The organism is Actinomyces gaoshouyii (assembly GCF_002076915.1).
GTDB lineage: Bacteria > Actinomycetota > Actinomycetes > Actinomycetales > Actinomycetaceae > Actinomyces > Actinomyces gaoshouyii.
In genome coordinates, this window is sequence record NZ_CP020468.1 from 517257 (window position 1) to 531927 (window position 14671).

Annotated in this window: 14 protein-coding genes; 8 read left to right on the plus strand and 6 right to left on the minus strand. The window is 69.8% G+C overall.

Features of this window, described 5'->3' with window-relative positions; all coding sequences use genetic code 11:
• Positions 1–42: 42 nt before the first annotated feature.
• On the minus strand, positions 43–780 hold the full coding sequence (locus B6G06_RS02100; RefSeq protein ID WP_229657946.1) for a formylglycine-generating enzyme family protein: 738 nt from the start codon (positions 778–780) through the stop codon (positions 43–45).
• A 267-nt stretch (positions 781–1047) separates the two neighbouring features.
• On the opposite strand from B6G06_RS02100, the gene B6G06_RS02105 reads away from it, so the two are divergent.
• A complete protein-coding gene (locus tag B6G06_RS02105; RefSeq protein ID WP_080462497.1) occupies positions 1048–1794 on the plus strand; it encodes an NAD(P)H-binding protein in 747 nt (248 codons plus the stop codon).
• Positions 1795–1836: 42 nt separating this feature from the next.
• Here B6G06_RS02105 and B6G06_RS10310 read toward each other — a convergent pair whose 3' ends face one another.
• From B6G06_RS10310 to B6G06_RS02115, 3 genes are all read right to left on the minus strand, one after another.
• On the minus strand, positions 1837–2508 hold the full coding sequence (locus B6G06_RS10310) for a fructosamine kinase family protein (RefSeq protein WP_308421836.1): 672 nt from the start codon (positions 2506–2508) through the stop codon (positions 1837–1839).
• Positions 2505–2774 carry a hypothetical protein gene (locus B6G06_RS10670; RefSeq protein ID WP_125898869.1) on the minus strand — a complete coding sequence of 90 codons (270 nt, stop codon included), beginning with the start codon at positions 2772–2774 and terminating at the stop codon, positions 2505–2507. The genes B6G06_RS10310 and B6G06_RS10670 overlap by 4 nt, the downstream gene beginning before the upstream one ends.
• A 136-nt stretch (positions 2775–2910) precedes the next feature.
• Positions 2911–3144: a YlcI/YnfO family protein gene (locus tag B6G06_RS02115; RefSeq protein WP_080462496.1), complete on the minus strand. Its 234-nt coding sequence runs from the start codon at positions 3142–3144 to the stop codon at positions 2911–2913.
• Positions 3145–3246: 102 nt separating this feature from the next.
• Between B6G06_RS02115 and B6G06_RS10180 the strand changes: the two genes are divergently transcribed.
• The 3 genes from B6G06_RS10180 to B6G06_RS02125 all read left to right on the plus strand — a co-directional run bounded on the left by B6G06_RS10180 (position 3247) and on the right by B6G06_RS02125 (position 7190).
• Entirely contained in the window at positions 3247–3387 is a 141-nt protein-coding gene (locus B6G06_RS10180; protein ID WP_164505180.1) for a hypothetical protein, read from the plus strand.
• 324 nt (positions 3388–3711) lie between these two features.
• Positions 3712–4065: a hypothetical protein gene (locus B6G06_RS10185; protein ID WP_080462495.1), complete on the plus strand. Its 354-nt coding sequence runs from the start codon at positions 3712–3714 to the stop codon at positions 4063–4065.
• A gap of 197 nt (positions 4066–4262) precedes the next feature.
• Complete coding sequence (locus tag B6G06_RS02125) at positions 4263–7190, plus strand: UvrD-helicase domain-containing protein (protein WP_240494081.1); 2928 nt, start codon at positions 4263–4265, stop codon at positions 7188–7190.
• A 118-nt stretch (positions 7191–7308) separates the two neighbouring features.
• Here the strand turns inward: B6G06_RS02125 and B6G06_RS02130 are convergent, their stop codons facing one another.
• Entirely contained in the window at positions 7309–8226 is a 918-nt protein-coding gene (locus tag B6G06_RS02130) for a cation diffusion facilitator family transporter (RefSeq protein WP_080462494.1), read from the minus strand.
• Between the two features lie 280 nt (positions 8227–8506).
• Here B6G06_RS02130 and B6G06_RS02135 point away from each other — a divergent pair, with 280 nt between their 5' ends.
• Genes B6G06_RS02135 through B6G06_RS02145 form a run of 3 tightly spaced genes read left to right on the plus strand, consistent with a single transcriptional unit; the run spans position 8507 to position 11740 of the window.
• Positions 8507–9787 carry an ABC transporter substrate-binding protein gene (locus tag B6G06_RS02135; protein WP_081170736.1) on the plus strand — a complete coding sequence of 427 codons (1281 nt, stop codon included), beginning with the start codon at positions 8507–8509 and terminating at the stop codon, positions 9785–9787.
• Positions 9788–9845: 58 nt separating this feature from the next.
• Positions 9846–10868, plus strand: coding sequence for a carbohydrate ABC transporter permease (locus B6G06_RS02140; protein WP_081170738.1), 1023 nt, complete (start codon positions 9846–9848; stop codon positions 10866–10868).
• Entirely contained in the window at positions 10865–11740 is an 876-nt protein-coding gene (locus B6G06_RS02145; RefSeq protein WP_081170740.1) for a carbohydrate ABC transporter permease, read from the plus strand. Before B6G06_RS02140 ends, B6G06_RS02145 begins: the two co-directional genes overlap by 4 nt.
• A 135-nt stretch (positions 11741–11875) precedes the next feature.
• Here B6G06_RS02145 and B6G06_RS02150 read toward each other — a convergent pair whose 3' ends face one another.
• The gene (locus tag B6G06_RS02150; protein ID WP_081170742.1) at positions 11876–12553 is read right to left on the minus strand and encodes a sugar O-acetyltransferase; all 678 of its coding nucleotides are present in this window, start codon (positions 12551–12553) and stop codon (positions 11876–11878) included.
• A 230-nt stretch (positions 12554–12783) separates the two neighbouring features.
• On the opposite strand from B6G06_RS02150, the gene B6G06_RS02155 reads away from it, so the two are divergent.
• Positions 12784–14640, plus strand: a complete 1857-nt coding sequence (locus B6G06_RS02155; RefSeq protein WP_081170744.1) for an alpha-glucosidase — start codon at positions 12784–12786, stop codon at positions 14638–14640.
• Positions 14641–14671 lie beyond the last annotated feature (31 nt).

The following is a 14671-nucleotide window of genomic DNA, read 5'->3' on the forward strand; positions in this document are numbered from 1 at the left end:
CGGAACATCGTCAGATCCACCTCCCGCCGTTGGTCCTGTCAATCATCTGGCCGCCAGCGCGCGCAGCGGCGTCCAACCCGCGGGTAACGGACCGCCGATGGAGGCCCTGGCACGATCCTGGTCCGCTGACCATCCCTGCGCTTCATCCACACCACTCGTGCCGACAGGGCCTTGCGCGAGCCTCAGCCCCGTGCCGTCGACGACGGCGTCGGGTGCACTGCCCCGGCGCGCTGAAGCCCTGACGCTCCACGGAGGGTCCGCCCAGCTTCCGCCGCGGAAAACCATGTAGTCGCCATAGCGGCCGGGGTCAAGATAGTCCCAGCACCACTCCCACACATTGCCGAGCATGTCGTACATGCCGAAGGCGTTGGGTTGCTTCTGCCTCACGGGTTGCGGCTCGTCGACGTTATCGAGCGAGGTCCACGCGATCTTCCGCAGGTCTCCGTAATGAGCGCCGGTCGTTCCCGCGCGGCATGCATACTCCCACTCGGCCTCGGTCGGCAGCCTGAACCCGTTCGCCCGCACACTCCAGTGCACCTGTTGATCGTTAATGGCGTATGTGGGTTGCAGACCATGGGCAGCGGACAATCGGTTGCACAGTCGAATGGCTTCCAGCCAGGTCACGCTGCTGACTGGCCGGTCAACCCCGTCTGAAACAAGCGCGGAGCAGGAGATGGCGAAGGACTCCAGAGTGACAGTGCGGCGGGTGCCGCGACGCGCATCGTGGAGCTCAACGGCTCCATGGGGAAGGCGCCGCATCTCACCTATCGTGTATCCCACGGCTGGATCCTACTGCTCGCCTCCTGGACGTGGGGCAAGGTCCCTCAGTCCTGTGCCAGCAGGCGACCAGGAGTGCACGTCAGTTCCACGTCCTCGCCCAAGTCGCCGCGCCGAAGCAGACCGGCCCTGGCATCGGGGTACCGGTGGGCCCTGGCTGATTCCGCGGCCACCGGGCAGACTTCTTGCGCAGCGGACGACGGCTGACCCGCGTGATCGATCAGTACCGCCGTCGCTACCCAGCCGAACCCTTCTGAACGGAGCTGCCACATGACCACTGTCCTGGTGATCGGATCAACCGGAAAAGTCGGACGCGTCGTCGTCGACGAGGCCCTCCAACGCGGCCACACCGTCAAGGCCCAGACCCGCAACGCCCAGCGGGCGCGCCGATCCCTGCCTGACGGCGCCGAGATCGTCGAGGCGGCGCCCGCCGACGCCGACGCGCTGCGTCCGCTCGTCGCGGACGTGGACGCCGTCATCCTCACCCACGGCGGCGACAGTGACGGCGAGAACAACTTCTACGCCGTCATCCCGGCGCTGCTGGAGGCGCTCGGGGACTGCGACACCCACATCAGCCTCATGACGGCGATGAACACAAGCCACTCCGCCGGCGCCAGCGCCAGCAACTACGAGTTCGTGGAGTGGAAGCGCCGCGCCGAGCGGCTCGTGCGCGCCTCCGGCCACCCCTACACAATCGTGCGCCCCGGCTGGTTCGACTACCAGGGTCCCGCCGACCACCAGATCGACCTGCGGCAGGGCGACCTGGTCACCGGGCAGCCCGGAGTCGACCGGCGCCACATCGCCCAGGTGCTCCTGGAGGGAGCGCTCAATCCCTCCGGCGCCCGTCGCACCGTGGAGGTCTTCAGCAGGGCCGGAGCCCCCGTCACCGACTTCGAGGCCCTGTTCGCCGCGACGCGCGCGGACGAGGCCGGCGGCCTCGACGGCGTGCTCGACACCAACAACGTGCCGCTGGCCCAGGAGCCGCAGCGCGTCCAGGACGACCTCGCCCGACGCTGAGCGCCGGCGCTGAGCAATGGCGCCGGCACTCAGCCCTGGACGTCAGGCGTAGCGGCGTGCGAGTGCGGCCGCCTGGGGCCCGTAGTCGCCGCCGAAGAGGAAGACGTGGATCATGAGCATGTGCAGCTGGTGCAGCCCCACCCTCTCCCGCCAGCCGTCGGCCAGGGCGGAGACCTCGTCGTAACCGGCGTAGATCTGGTCCAGGTGCGGCTGGCTGAAGACCCCCAGCGCCGCCAGGTCCGTCTCGGCGTGGGCACCGTGCGCCATCGGGTCGATGAGCACGCCGACGACGTCGAGCCCCCGTTGCGCGCCAGCGCCCGGGCGCTCACCGACCTCACCGCACGGTCCGCGACCCGCTGAGGCGGGCGCCCAGGAGGCCACCTGGACGGCTGGCGCCCACAGGACGTTGCCGGTCCACAGGTCCCCGTGGGTGCGGGCGACGGCGATCCGCTGCCCGCGCTGCTCGGCCCGGCGGCGGGTGAGCTCGGGCTGCGGGGCATCGAAGTCGCCTTCGGCCAGGCGCGCATAAACCCGCTCAATGAGCCCGGCCTCGTTGTGGGGAGCGAACCCGCATCCCGCCCCGGGCCGATGTAGGGCGCGATGCGGTCCTCGGCGTAGAACACGCCCCAGGGGCGGGGCTCGTCCCGCGGTGCCTCGGGGGCGTGCGGGCGCAGGCGGATGTCGGAGCGCCCCATGCGGGTGCTCCTGTCTCAACCGGGAGGGGCCGCCCCGAAGGCAGGCGCACCGGCGGCGTGCGTGACCGCCAGTGCCCGCCCGAAAGCCCTGGCCGCGCCGGGTGTCACCCGCCCAGTGCTCAGACGGGGCTCCTCGATCCAGCCGTCGCCGACCCTGACCGGCACGACGTGCGCACCGCCGTCGGGCATGGCCTCGGCCGGCCAGTCAAGACACTGCGCCTCCAGGCGGGTGGCCCCGGCGAAGGAGTCGGGCTTGCGGACGACGGCGTCGGACCGGCTGCTCATGGGGGCAAGCCTCGCACGGGTGCGGGTGCGTCGGGTTGCTGTCAGGTCAGATGCGTCCTGGGAGGGAGATGTCGAGATCGAAGGCGAGGATGAGAGCCTGGGCGAGTGCCGGTTCCTTATCGATGGTGAGAAAGGCTCAGTCCTCGACATGAGTGGTCCTGGCGGTGCACTCGACGAGGTTGTCCAGGTCGTCCTGTGGGCCGATCTCCGTGAGGATGCGCGCGTCCTCGGCCGCGGCTCGCTCTCGGCGCTCGCGCTCGAGCGCCTGGATGACCACGGCGGCTCGACTCGGTGCCTCACCCCGGGCGACAGCCTCGTCGAGGAATGAGACGACGTCATCAGGCAGTCGGACAGCGATCTGAATGGTCATGATATGAGTCAATCCGGTTGAATCCTAGAGCGGGATGCGGTCGCCCGCGCCGGGCCGTTCCATCCAAGATGAGCTCCGACCCGCCTATGTAGCGTTCTGCCCGTGGCACTGACAATCGGCATGCTCAGCATCTCGCGTGGAGACGGGCAATCGCATGATTTCAAGGCTTTGCTTCTCGCAGCCGACGTCGATTCTGGAAAACGATGGAATCATGCAGAACTGGATGGGTGCGTCGCGTTCTGAGCGTGCTGAGACGCGATCCGGGTCGGGCTCACGCCCACCAGGGGCGCGAATTCCCGACGCATATGGGCCTGATCGGCGTAGCCCGCCTCGGCCGCCGCTCAAGCGGCCGATGAAGCCTTGGTCAAGGAGCTCCTCGAGGTCCTCGAGTCCCTGGGAACCCGGGCGCGCGAGCACCTGTGACCCGGGCCCGTCGCGGCGAGTCAGCGCGCGCCGCAGGTGACGTCTTGGCATCAATGATGGCCGCGGGCGCACGAGCGGGCCGGCGGGGCTCGGACGGCCGTAGGATGCTGCTACCCTATATTCCCTGAATCGAAGGATCCCAGAATGAGCAAGCCTTCCCGTCTTGCCGCCGGTGGTGCCGCCGCCATCCTCTCCCTCGGCCTCATGGCCGCTCCGAGCATCGCTGCCCCGTCCGCGGAGCCCTCCGCCTCGGCGACGCCGAGCGCCTCCACCGTCCCCAGCGCGACCCCCGCGGCCACTGCCACTCAAGCGGCCACGTCCGCCACAGCCGTCGCCTCGGCCCTGAGCCCCACCGCCAGCGCCGGTGTCCCGGCCGGCTCCGCCGCTTCCCAGTCCGGTTCCCTGGCCAGGACGGGCGCTTCCACGATCCTCGGCATCCTCGCCATCGGGCTCGTGACAGCCGGCATCGTCCTGCGGGCCGCCTCCCGCCGCGCCTGAGCGCGGCGACCCGGTTGACCATCGCCGCTCATCCCTGATCAGTCGGCTCTCGTTGGGGGCGGGGCCATCACGGCCCCACCCCCGCAGCCTCGCCGCCGTCGACGACGGAGCGCCGAGCACCGCCGTGGCCCTGAGAGGCCGATCGCGGCGGGCGCGCCCGATTCATGCCAGTGCCCTGGCCTAGGCTTGTGCCCACGATGAGCAACGCGACGAACACCCTCTTCTCCGGCCTGTCCATGCCCGGCGCCACGGCGGGTCCCGGGCGGGGTCCCCGCCCCCCGGTCGAGGCCGCCCTGCCCTCCCTCACCCCCAGCGCCTCGGGCTGGGACGGCTGGGATGACGATGCCTCCTGGGTCGGCGTCGAACCCCCTGACGACGCCGCGCCGGACCCCGAGGAGGCCATCCCTCCGGAGGATGCCGACGCCGTCGCCCCCACCTGGGAGGATCGCCAGGCCGAGATCGCCGACCTCGTCGCCCGCGCCCAGGCGGGCGCCGAGGACGCCCGCGCGGCCGCTGAGGGCGGGCTCACCTCCGCTTCCCGCGCCCGGGGCGCCCGGGCCTGGGACTCCCCCCTCGCCGTCGGAAGCCCGGACGGGCTCATCGCGGGCCTCAACCCCGCCCAGGCGGCCGCTGTTACCCACGCCGGCGCCCCTCTGCTCATCATTGCCGGCGCCGGGAGCGGCAAGACCCGCGTCCTGACCCACCGCATCGCCCACCTGCTGGCCACCGGCCGGGCCCGCCCCGGCGAGATCCTCGCGATCACCTTCACCAACAAGGCCGCGGCTGAGATGCGCGAGCGGGTCACCGCGCTCGTCGGACCCGCCGGAGGGCGCATGTGGGTCTCCACCTTCCACTCCGCCTGCGTGCGCATCCTGCGCCGCGAGCACGAGGCCGCCGGCCTGCGCTCCACCTTCTCCATCTACGACGCCGCCGACTCCACGCGGCTGGTCACCCTCATCGTGCGCGAGCTGGGCATCGACCCCAAGCGCTTCACCCCCAAGGCCTTCGCCCACCGCATCTCCGACCTCAAGAACGAGCTCGTCACCCCCGCGGAGTACGCGGAGAAGGCGGTGACCACCAATCCCTTCGAGCGCTACCTCGCCGAGGTCTACACCGCCTACACCTCGCGCCTGGCCGCCGCCAACGCCCTGGACTTCGACGACCTCATCATGCGCACGGTCCAGCTGCTCCAGGCCAAGCCCGCGGTGGCGGAGATGTACCGGCGCCGTTTCCGCCACATCCTCGTCGACGAGTACCAGGACACCAATCACGCCCAGTACGTCCTCGTGCGCGAGCTCGTCGGCGGCCCCGGCACCTCCGGGGAGGGCTCGGCGCTCCCGCCGGCCGAGCTGACCGTCGTGGGGGACTCCGACCAGTCCATCTACGCCTTCCGCGGCGCCACCATCCGCAACATCGAGGAGTTCGAGCAGGACTACCCGTCCGCCCGCACCATCCTGCTGGAGCAGAACTACCGCTCCACCCAGAACATCCTCGACGCCGCCAACGCCGTCATCTCGCGCAACACCGGGCGCCGCCCCAAGAATCTCTTCACCGACTCCGGCCCCGGCGCCCCCATCACCGGCTACGTGGCCGACTCCGAGCACGACGAGGCCCGCTGGATCTCCTCCGAGATCGACCGCCTCGCCGACGAGCACGGGGTGAGGCCCCGGGACATCGCGGTCTTCTACCGCACCAACGCCCAGTCCCGCGCCCTGGAGGAGGTCTTCATCCGTGCCGGCCAGCCCTACAAGGTCATCGGCGGCACTCGCTTCTACGAGCGACGCGAGATCAAGGACGCCATCGCCTACCTGCGCGCCGTGGACAACCCGGACGACGACGTCTCCCTGCGCCGCATCCTCAACGTCCCCAAGCGCGGGCTGGGGGAGAAGGCCGAGGCAGCTCTCGCCGAGCACGGCGCCCGCCATCACGTGTCCTTCTCCGACGCCATCGCCGACGCGGCCGGAGCGCCCCGCCCGGGCCAGAGCGAGACCGAGGCGCAGGGAGCCCCGGAGGTCGAGGGCCTGGCCACCCGCGCCCGAGCCCAGGTCACCCGCTTCCACGAGCTCCTCGAGGGCCTGCGCCATCAGCAGGCCTCGGGCGATGGCGTCGCCGATGTCCTCGACTCCGCCCTCGACGCCTCCGGATACCTCGCCGAGCTGCGCGCCTCCGACGATCCCCAGGACGCCACCCGCGTGGAGAACCTCGCCGAGCTCCACTCCGTGGCCGCCGATTTCCAGGCCGCGAATCCCGAGGGGAGCCTCGCCGACTTCCTGGAGCGCGTCAGCCTCGTCGCCGATTCCGACCAGCTCCCCTCCGCCGGGGGCGCCGTCGGCGAGGAGGAGGCGGCGCAGGCCCATGAGGCCGCCGAGGCCGGCCAGATCACCCTCATGACCGTCCACACCGCCAAGGGCCTGGAGTTCCCGGTCGTCTTCGTCACCGGCATGGAGGACGGCACCTTCCCGCACTCCCGGGCCCTGGCCGAGGACTCCGAGCTCGCCGAGGAGCGGCGCCTGGCCTACGTTGCCCTCACCCGCGCGCGTGAGCGGCTCTACGCCACCCGCGCCGCCGTGCGCTCCGCCTGGGGGCAGGCCACCGCCATGCCCGCCTCCCGCTTCCTCGACGACATCCCGCCCGAGACCATGGACTGGAAGCGCCTGGCATCCTCCATGGAAGCCCTGCGCGGGGGCGGCACCGGCTGGGGGAGCAGTTGGGGGGATGAGGGGAGCGGCCGCAGGGGCTCCCGCTCTCGAGGCTCCTGGCACTCCGACGACGACGATTTCGCGCCCCCGATCGGTGCCCGTCCCGCGCGTACCGGCAAGATCGGGCGCGTGGAGACCGCCAAGGACCGGGCCGCCAAGCGCGCCGCCGCGAAGAAGGGATCCGCTCCGGTCCGCCTGGATGGCAGCGGGAGGTCCTCGGGCAGTGGTGGGGAGGAGGAACTGCCCGCGGCCGTCCAGGGCCTGCGCGTGGGAGACAGCGTGCGCCACGACTCCTACGGCGTCGGCACCGTGGTCGCCCTGGAGGGCAAGGGCCGCTCGAAGATCGCCCGCGTCGAGTTCACCATTGACGGCGCCCGCGCCGTCAAGCGCCTCATGCTGCGCCTGGCGCCCCTGGCCAAGGCCTGATCGGATCCCCATCCCGCCTCTGCTCATGGCTCACCGCCGGGGCCGCCCGGTTCGCGCCGAGTCGGAGCAGCGAGCCGCCGAGGGGCGGCCCTTCCCATCGCGGCCCGGGGCGCGCGGCTCAGGCGCGGCGGATGTCGGGCTCGAGGAAGATCGTGGCGCTCAGACCCGGTAGTGCCTCGCGCACCCGTGCCTCGGCGGCGTCGATCGACTCTGCGATCTCCATGCCCGTCGCCTCGGTGGGCACGGCCACCTTGGCCGCCACGAGGAGGGTCTCAGGCCCCGTGTGGATGGTGCGCAGGTAGACCACGGAGTCCAGGGCCCCGCCAGGGATCGCCGCGAGGATGGCGTCGCGGTGCTCGGGCGCCGCCGACTCCCCCAGCAGCAGGGAGGACATCTCGAGAGCCAGGAACAGGGCGATGACGACGAGCAGCAGGCCGATGGATGCCGATCCGATCGCATCCCACCGCCCGTCACCGGTCAGCAGCGTCATCGACACGCCCCCCAGGGCGAGGACGAGGCCGACCAGCGCGCCGATGTCCTCCAGGAGGACCAGGGGGACCTCCGGGGAGCGGGAATCGCGGATGTAGCCGAGCAGGCTGCGCCTCCCGCGGGCGGCGTGCGCCTCGTGCAGCGCGGTGCGCAGGCTGAAGCTCTCCAGGCCGATCGACACCACGAGGACGGCCACCGGCACCCAGAGCCAGGAGTCGATAGCGTGCGGATGACTGAACTTCTCCCAGGCTTCGTACAGGGCAAACAGGCCGCCCAGGGTGAACAGGACGATCGAGACGATGAACGCCGCGAGGTAGCGGGAGCGCCCGTAGCCGAACTGGTGCTGCTCATCGGCCTGCCGCTTGGCCCGCCTGCCGCCGAGGAGGAGGATCGCCTGATTGCCGGAGTCCGCCAGGGAGTGGACCGACTCGGCGAGCATCGACGATGAGCCGGTGAGCAGCCAGGCGACGGCCTTGGTGACGGCGATGCCGACGTTGGCGGCCAGCGCCGCGATGATCGCCTTGCCGCCAGAATGGTCGTGGGCCATGGGTCCTCCTTGGATCGAGTGGGCGCGCCGCCGAGCGCGCATCACGGCGAGGCTACCGCGAGCGAGGGTCGGAACTGCCGTCATCCCACGTGAGAGGGGCCGCCATCAGCATGAACATCGGATGTCTGTTGAGTTGAAGATCACAGACAGGTCGCTTGCAAGGTGGCGGAAGTCGCTTGCCGACCGATCTACTGTTGCCTGGGTCATAGTCGTCGATGTCTGTGGCCGATGCGCGGGCGCTCGCAGCCCGCCACCGATGAGGTTCAAGGAGGAGGCTCATATGACGAGCTCGCTACCCCGCCGCCGATTCATCCAGGGTTCCGCCCTGGCGGCGGCCGGCGCCGCCGTCGCGGCCTGCAGCGGAGGAGCAGGTGCCAGCACTGAGATCACCGGGACCGGGCCGATCACCTGGGTCCAGGGCAAGGACAACTCCGGTGGGATGGTCAAGAAGCGGATCGATCAGTGGAACGCCGAGAACCCGGGCGAGGAGGTTACGCTCATCGAGCTCTCCTCCGAGGCGGACCAGCAGCGCCAGTCCATGATCAACAACGCCCAGACGAAGTCCGACGCCTACGACGTCATCTCCGTGGACCTCGTGTGGATCGCCGAGTTCGCCGCCCACCGCTGGATCATTGAGCTGCCTCAGGAGCAGCTCGCCAGTCCCGATGTCATCGAGTCGGTGTGGGACACCGGAATCTACCGGGACAGGCTCTTCGCGATGCCCTTCGCCACCGACTCCTCGATGATGTACTACCGCAAGGACTTCCTCGCCGAGGCCGGGATCAAGGAGCCGCCCAAGGACTGGGAGGGGATCAAGAAGGCGATCGACGCCGTGCGCGCGCTGCCCGGGCGCTCGTCCATCGGGGGCTTCGGCGGCCAGTACGCCAAGTACGAGGGCTTGACCTGCTGCTCATCGGAGTTCATCAACACCGCCGGGGGCTCCTTCTACGACGACCAGGGGCAGGTCACGATCAACTCCCCCGAGGCCGTCGCCGGGCTCCAGAACCTCATGGACGCCTTCACCGACCGCTACATCCCCAAGGAGTCCCTGGAGTGGAAGGAGGAGGACGGTCGCAACGCCTTCGAGTCCGGCGAGCTCCTCTTCTACCGGCAGTGGGCCTACCAGTACAAGAACGACATGGAGTCCCTGGGCGAGGACAAGTTCGCCGTCGCGCCCCTGCCGATGATCGACGGCAAGAAGTTCGTGCCCACCCTCGGCGGCCACAACTGCGCGATCTCCGCCTACTCGAAGAACAAGGCCACCGCGCTGAGATTCATCCAGTGGTTCACCTCCCTGGACTCCGAGCGCTACGCGCTGGAGACCCAGACGCTGGCGCCCATCGTCGGCTCCCTCTACGAGGACCCCGCGCAGCTGGAGACCTTCCCCTTCCTGCCGACGCTCAGGGAGTCCCTCGACTCCGCCAGGAGCCGCCCCAAGGCCGTCTACTACGGCGATGTCACCGCCGCGATCCAAGACGCCTTCTACCCGGCGATCACGGGCGCGACCACCGCGCAGGCCGCGATCTCCGGTCTGGAGGCGACGCTCAAGAGCCTGTCCTGAGCGCCCGGCGGCGATCCACTAGTCGTACAAAGTCCTCAGAAGGAAACGAGAAGAGCCTATGAGCACGGATATGCAGGCGGCGCTCAAGCACCGCTCCCAGGCGAGCCGGGCGCAATCGCGCCTCGCCTGGCTCCTCATCACCCCGACGATCCTCATCCTGGGCGTTGTCATCGTCATCCCCGTCATCCAATCCCTGTACCAGTCCTTCTTCGCCCCGCCCGAGCTGAACAAGTCGACGGGTTTCTTCGATGAGGCCGAGCGCTTCGTCGGGTTCGAGAACTACACCAGGATCTTCACCGGCTCCGGGGACCGGTTCTGGAATGCGGTCTACAACACCACCCTGTTCGGAGTCGTCACCGTCGTCCTGGAGACCCTCCTGGGCGTGGCCATGGCGATCATCATGCACAGGGCCATGAGGGGGCGCGGCATCGTGCGCGCCTCGATCCTCGTGCCCTGGGCCATCCCGACCGCCGTGTCCTCCATCCTGTGGGCCTGGATCTTCAACCAGAACGGCGTCGCCAACGCCATCCTCGGCCATCACATCATGTGGGCGTCCGGCGACCTGACGGCGAAGATGGCCATCATCATCACCGACGTGTGGAAGACCGCCCCCTACATCGGACTGCTCACGCTCGCCGGCCTCCAGGTCATCCCCGACGAGGTCTACGAGGCCGCCAAGATCGACGGCGCCACCACCTGGCAGCGCTTCACCCGCATCACACTGCCGCTGGTCAAGCCCGCCCTGGCCGTGGCCATCCTCTTCCGCGCGCTGGATGCCCTGAGGATGTTCGACCTGCCCTACATCCTCATCGGGCCGCGCAAGGAGAGCGTGGAGACCATCTCAATGCTCGTCCAGGACGAGGCCTCCAACCTGCGTTACGGCTCGGGCGCGGTCTACGCGCTCATCCTCTTCCTCTACGTCTTCGCCTTCGCCCTTGCCTTCACCAAGATCACCCACGCCGACCTGGGTACGGGACCGGAGAAGAGACGCAGGAGGAAGAGGAGCGATGGAAGGCTCCCAGCTTCGGCCTTCCTGCCCAAGCGCGCCGCATCCGCCTCGGTCGACAGGAGTGACTCATGAGCGCCTCAGCATCACCGACGCCCGCGATCGAGCGGCCGAGCAAGAAGCACTCCTGGGGGGAGATCGCCTCGACCTTCGGCATCATCCTCATCGTCATCTACTGCCTGGCGCCCTTCTACTGGATGCTCGTCTCCTCCCTGCGCCCGGACACCGAGATCTTCGACAACTCCTGGTGGCCCGCCCACCCCTCCCTGGAGAACTACAAATCGGTCTTCTCCTCGGGGAACTACTTCGGGCAGGGTTTGCTCAACTCGCTCATCGTGTCCGTCGTCGTCACGATCGTCGCACTGGCCGTGGCCACGTTCGCCTCCTACGCCCTGGCCCGCCTGGACTTCCGGGGCAAGGGAATGCTCCTCATCGTCGTGCTGGCGACCTCCATGTTCCCCCTCGTGGCGATCATGGTGCCGCTGCTGAAGAACTTCACCGACTGGGGCTGGATCAACACCTACCAGGCGATGATCGTCCCCGACCTCTCCTTCTCACTGCCCCTGGCGGTGTGGAACCTGACGAGCTTCTTCCGCCAGATGCCCCAGGAGCTCGAGCAGTCCGCCATGGTGGACGGCTGCACCCCTGGACAGGCCTTCCGCAAGGTCATCCTGCCGATCGCGACCCCGGGCATCTTCACCACCGCGATCATCATCTTCATCGGCGCGTGGAACGAGTTCCTCGTGGCCGTCACGATGATCAACAGGCCGACCATGCAGCCCGCCACGGTGCTGCTGTCCAAGTTCACCGGTGACTCGCAGTTCAACACGCCCTTCGGCTCCCAGATGGCCGCCGGCGTCATCATGACGATCCCGCTGATCATCATGGTGCTGCTCTTCCAGCGCCGGATCGTCGCCGGCCTGGCCGCGGGCGGCCTCAAGCAGTGAGCGAGTGATCCCGGCCAAGACGACGTCCGGCCCGCCCGCCCGCTGGCGGAGGCGGGCCGGACGGCTACCCGGGCCCATCACTCGTGCCCGGCCCGGCGGCTCTCGACGGCGCCGCCCGCGGCGCAGCGGGGGACCTCAGTGGCGCGGCGCGAAGGTGGAGTCGTCGAGGGAGCGGATGACGCGCGCGGGATTGCCCACCGCCAGAGAGTAGGGCGGCAGGTCCCGGGTGACGACGGCTCCCGCCCCCACCACGCAGCCCTCGCCGATCGTCACGCCCGGGCAGACGATGACGCCGCCGCCCAGCCACACGTTGTCCCCGATGCTGATCGGGTCGGCCGACTCCAGGCCCGCCCTGCGGGCCGTCGGCTCCAGGGGGTGGACCGGGGTGAGCAACTGGACGCCCGGACCGATCTGGCAATGCGCGCCGATGCGGATCTCGGCGACGTCGAGGGCCACGAGCCCGTAGTTCGCGAAGGTTCCCTCGCCGACCGTGATCCGGTCGCCGTAGTCCACGCGCACCGGCGGCCGCAGCGTGCAGCCGGGGCCCAGATGCGGGATCGCCGCGCGCAGGTGCTCCTCGGCCCCCGGCTCGCCGAGGTTGAAGGCCTCCTCGTAGAGGTGGAGGGCGCGGCGCGCGGCCGCGGAGATGCGGGAGTTCTCCGGATCATCGGCCACATACCAGTCCCCGGCGATCATGCGCTCGCGGTTGGAGCGGTCGTCCCCGGCGAGGAAGGGGGCGGCCTCGGGGAAGCGCTCGGAAGTCCCGGCGCGGTCGGGGGCGCCGGTCGGCGCGGTGCTCTGGGTGTCCGGCATGGGTCCGAGCCTAGCGAACGGCGGCCCGGTCCCACCTGGGCGGGCGAGGGCGGAGCCGCGAAGGATGTCTGGAAGACCATCGTCCGCCCCTCGGCGATGAATTCCGCGTTGAGATTCCCCGAGCACAGGCAGCCCCGCGATCGACGGCGAGCGGGGAGCGATGCGGCGCTCATGCCGGCCCACTGCCCGAAACGCTGCGCCTCGGCACTGATCACGGCAGAATCGCCTCCATGAGATTCCCCCCGATCGTCACCTCCCCACGGCATGTCGGCATGGACGCCGACTGGTGGCGCCACGCCGTCGTCTACCAGATCTACCCCCGCTCCTTCCAGGACACCAATGGCGACGGCGTCGGGGACATCCCCGGAATCACCGAGCGCCTGGACTACCTCGACGCCCTGGGCGTCGACGTCGTCTGGCTCAGCCCCGTCTACCGCTCCCCGCAGGATGACAACGGCTACGACATCTCCGACTACTATGACATCGACCCGGCCTTCGGCGCGCTGGCCGACCTCGACGCGCTCATCGCCGGCCTGCACTCCCGCGGGATGAGGCTCGTCATGGACCTCGTTGTCAACCACACGAGCGACGAGCACCCCTGGTTCGTCGACTCCCGCAGCGCAGTCGGCTCAGCCAAGCGCGACTGGTACATCTGGCGGCCGCCCCGCCAGGTGCCGGGGCTGGATCCCGGCCGGCCCGGCACCGAGCCCACCAACTGGGGATCCTTCTTCTCAGGGCCCGCCTGGGAGTGGGATGAGGAGACGGGTGAGTTCTACCTGCACCTGTTCTCACGCAAGCAGCCGGACCTCAACTGGGAGAACCCCGAGGTGCGCCGCGCCGTCCACGACATGATGACCTGGTGGCTCGACCGCGGTGTCGACGGCTTCCGCATGGACGTCATCAACCTCATCTCCAAGACCTACCCGCTGGCCGATGGGGCCCAGGGGCCGGGCGACCTGTTCGGGGACGGATTCCACGCCGTCGCCAACGGACCGAGGATCCACGAGTTCCTCGCCGAGATGAACCGCGAGGTCCTCGCCCCGCGCCCCGGCCGCATCATCACCGTGGGGGAGACCCCCGGGGTGCGCCCGTCCGACGGGCCCCTGTACACGGGCCCCGATCGGGGCGAGCTCGATATGGTGTTCCAGTTCGAGCACGTGGGGCTCGCCGACGGCCCCGGCGGGAAGTTCGACCCGGTCCCCGTGGACCATGTGGCGCTCAAGGCCAACCTCGCCTCCTGGCAGGACGCCCTCGCCCCGCAGGCCGACCCGGATGGCTCGCTGACGGAGCGCGGTTGGAACTCGAACTATTGGGATAATCACGACCAGCCCCGCGCCGTCTCCCGCTTCGGGGACAACCATCATCATCTTCGGGCGATGAGCGCCAAGACCCTGGCCTCCATCCTGCACATGCACCGCGGCACGCCCTACATCTACCAGGGCGAGGAGCTGGGCATGACGAACACCGTCTTCCCGGACATCTCCTCCTTCCGCGACCTGGAGTCCCTCAACCACTACCGGGAGCGCGTCGCCGCGGGGGACGACCCCGGCGCCGTCGTCAACAGCCTGCGCACGAACTCCCGCGACAACGCCCGCACACCCGTGCAGTGGGAGCCGCGCCCCGGCGCTGGATTCACCACGGGGACGCCATGGATCCCCATCGCCCCCAATGCCGACGAGGTCAACGCCGCCAGCCAGGTAGGGGTCCCCGGCAGTGTCTTCGAGCACCACCGGGCGCTCATCTCCCTGCGGCACGCCGAGCCCGCGATGGCGCTGGGCACCTTCCGGCTCCTCGACGCCACCAGCCCCGACACCTGGATCATTCTGCGCTCGTGGAAGGGCGTCGACGGCGCCGCGCGTCAGCTCCTCCTCCTGGCCGCCTACGGGCGCACACCTCTGGACCTGACCGAGGGGGGCGCCCTGCGGGCGCGGCTCGCGGCGGAGGGCCTCGACCTGGGCGAGTGGGCCGACGCCGAGCGCGTGCTCTTCGCCTCCCTGCCCGCGGATCAGGCCGGCGTCCTGGGCCGGGGAGCTCCCGACCGCCTGGAGGCATGGGACTCCCTCATCCTGCGCCGCACCGGTCGCTGAGGAGATCCGCCCCGCGAAGCGAGGGCTCGGC

Coding starts and splice junctions, on each gene's coding strand:
- B6G06_RS02105 (WP_080462497.1), top strand. CDS start 1,048: ATGACCACTGTCCTGGTGATCGGATCAACCGGAAAAGTCGGACGCGTC.
- B6G06_RS10670 (WP_125898869.1), bottom strand. CDS start 2,774: ATGAGCAGCCGGTCCGACGCCGTCGTCCGCAAGCCCGACTCCTTCGCC.
- B6G06_RS02115 (WP_080462496.1), bottom strand. CDS start 3,144: ATGACCATTCAGATCGCTGTCCGACTGCCTGATGACGTCGTCTCATTC.
- B6G06_RS10185 (WP_080462495.1), top strand. CDS start 3,712: ATGAGCAAGCCTTCCCGTCTTGCCGCCGGTGGTGCCGCCGCCATCCTC.
- B6G06_RS02125 (WP_240494081.1), top strand. CDS start 4,263: ATGAGCAACGCGACGAACACCCTCTTCTCCGGCCTGTCCATGCCCGGC.
- B6G06_RS02130 (WP_080462494.1), bottom strand. CDS start 8,226: ATGGCCCACGACCATTCTGGCGGCAAGGCGATCATCGCGGCGCTGGCC.
- B6G06_RS02135 (WP_081170736.1), top strand. CDS start 8,507: ATGACGAGCTCGCTACCCCGCCGCCGATTCATCCAGGGTTCCGCCCTG.
- B6G06_RS02140 (WP_081170738.1), top strand. CDS start 9,846: ATGAGCACGGATATGCAGGCGGCGCTCAAGCACCGCTCCCAGGCGAGC.
- B6G06_RS02145 (WP_081170740.1), top strand. CDS start 10,865: ATGAGCGCCTCAGCATCACCGACGCCCGCGATCGAGCGGCCGAGCAAG.
- B6G06_RS02150 (WP_081170742.1), bottom strand. CDS start 12,553: ATGCCGGACACCCAGAGCACCGCGCCGACCGGCGCCCCCGACCGCGCC.
- B6G06_RS02155 (WP_081170744.1), top strand. CDS start 12,784: ATGAGATTCCCCCCGATCGTCACCTCCCCACGGCATGTCGGCATGGAC.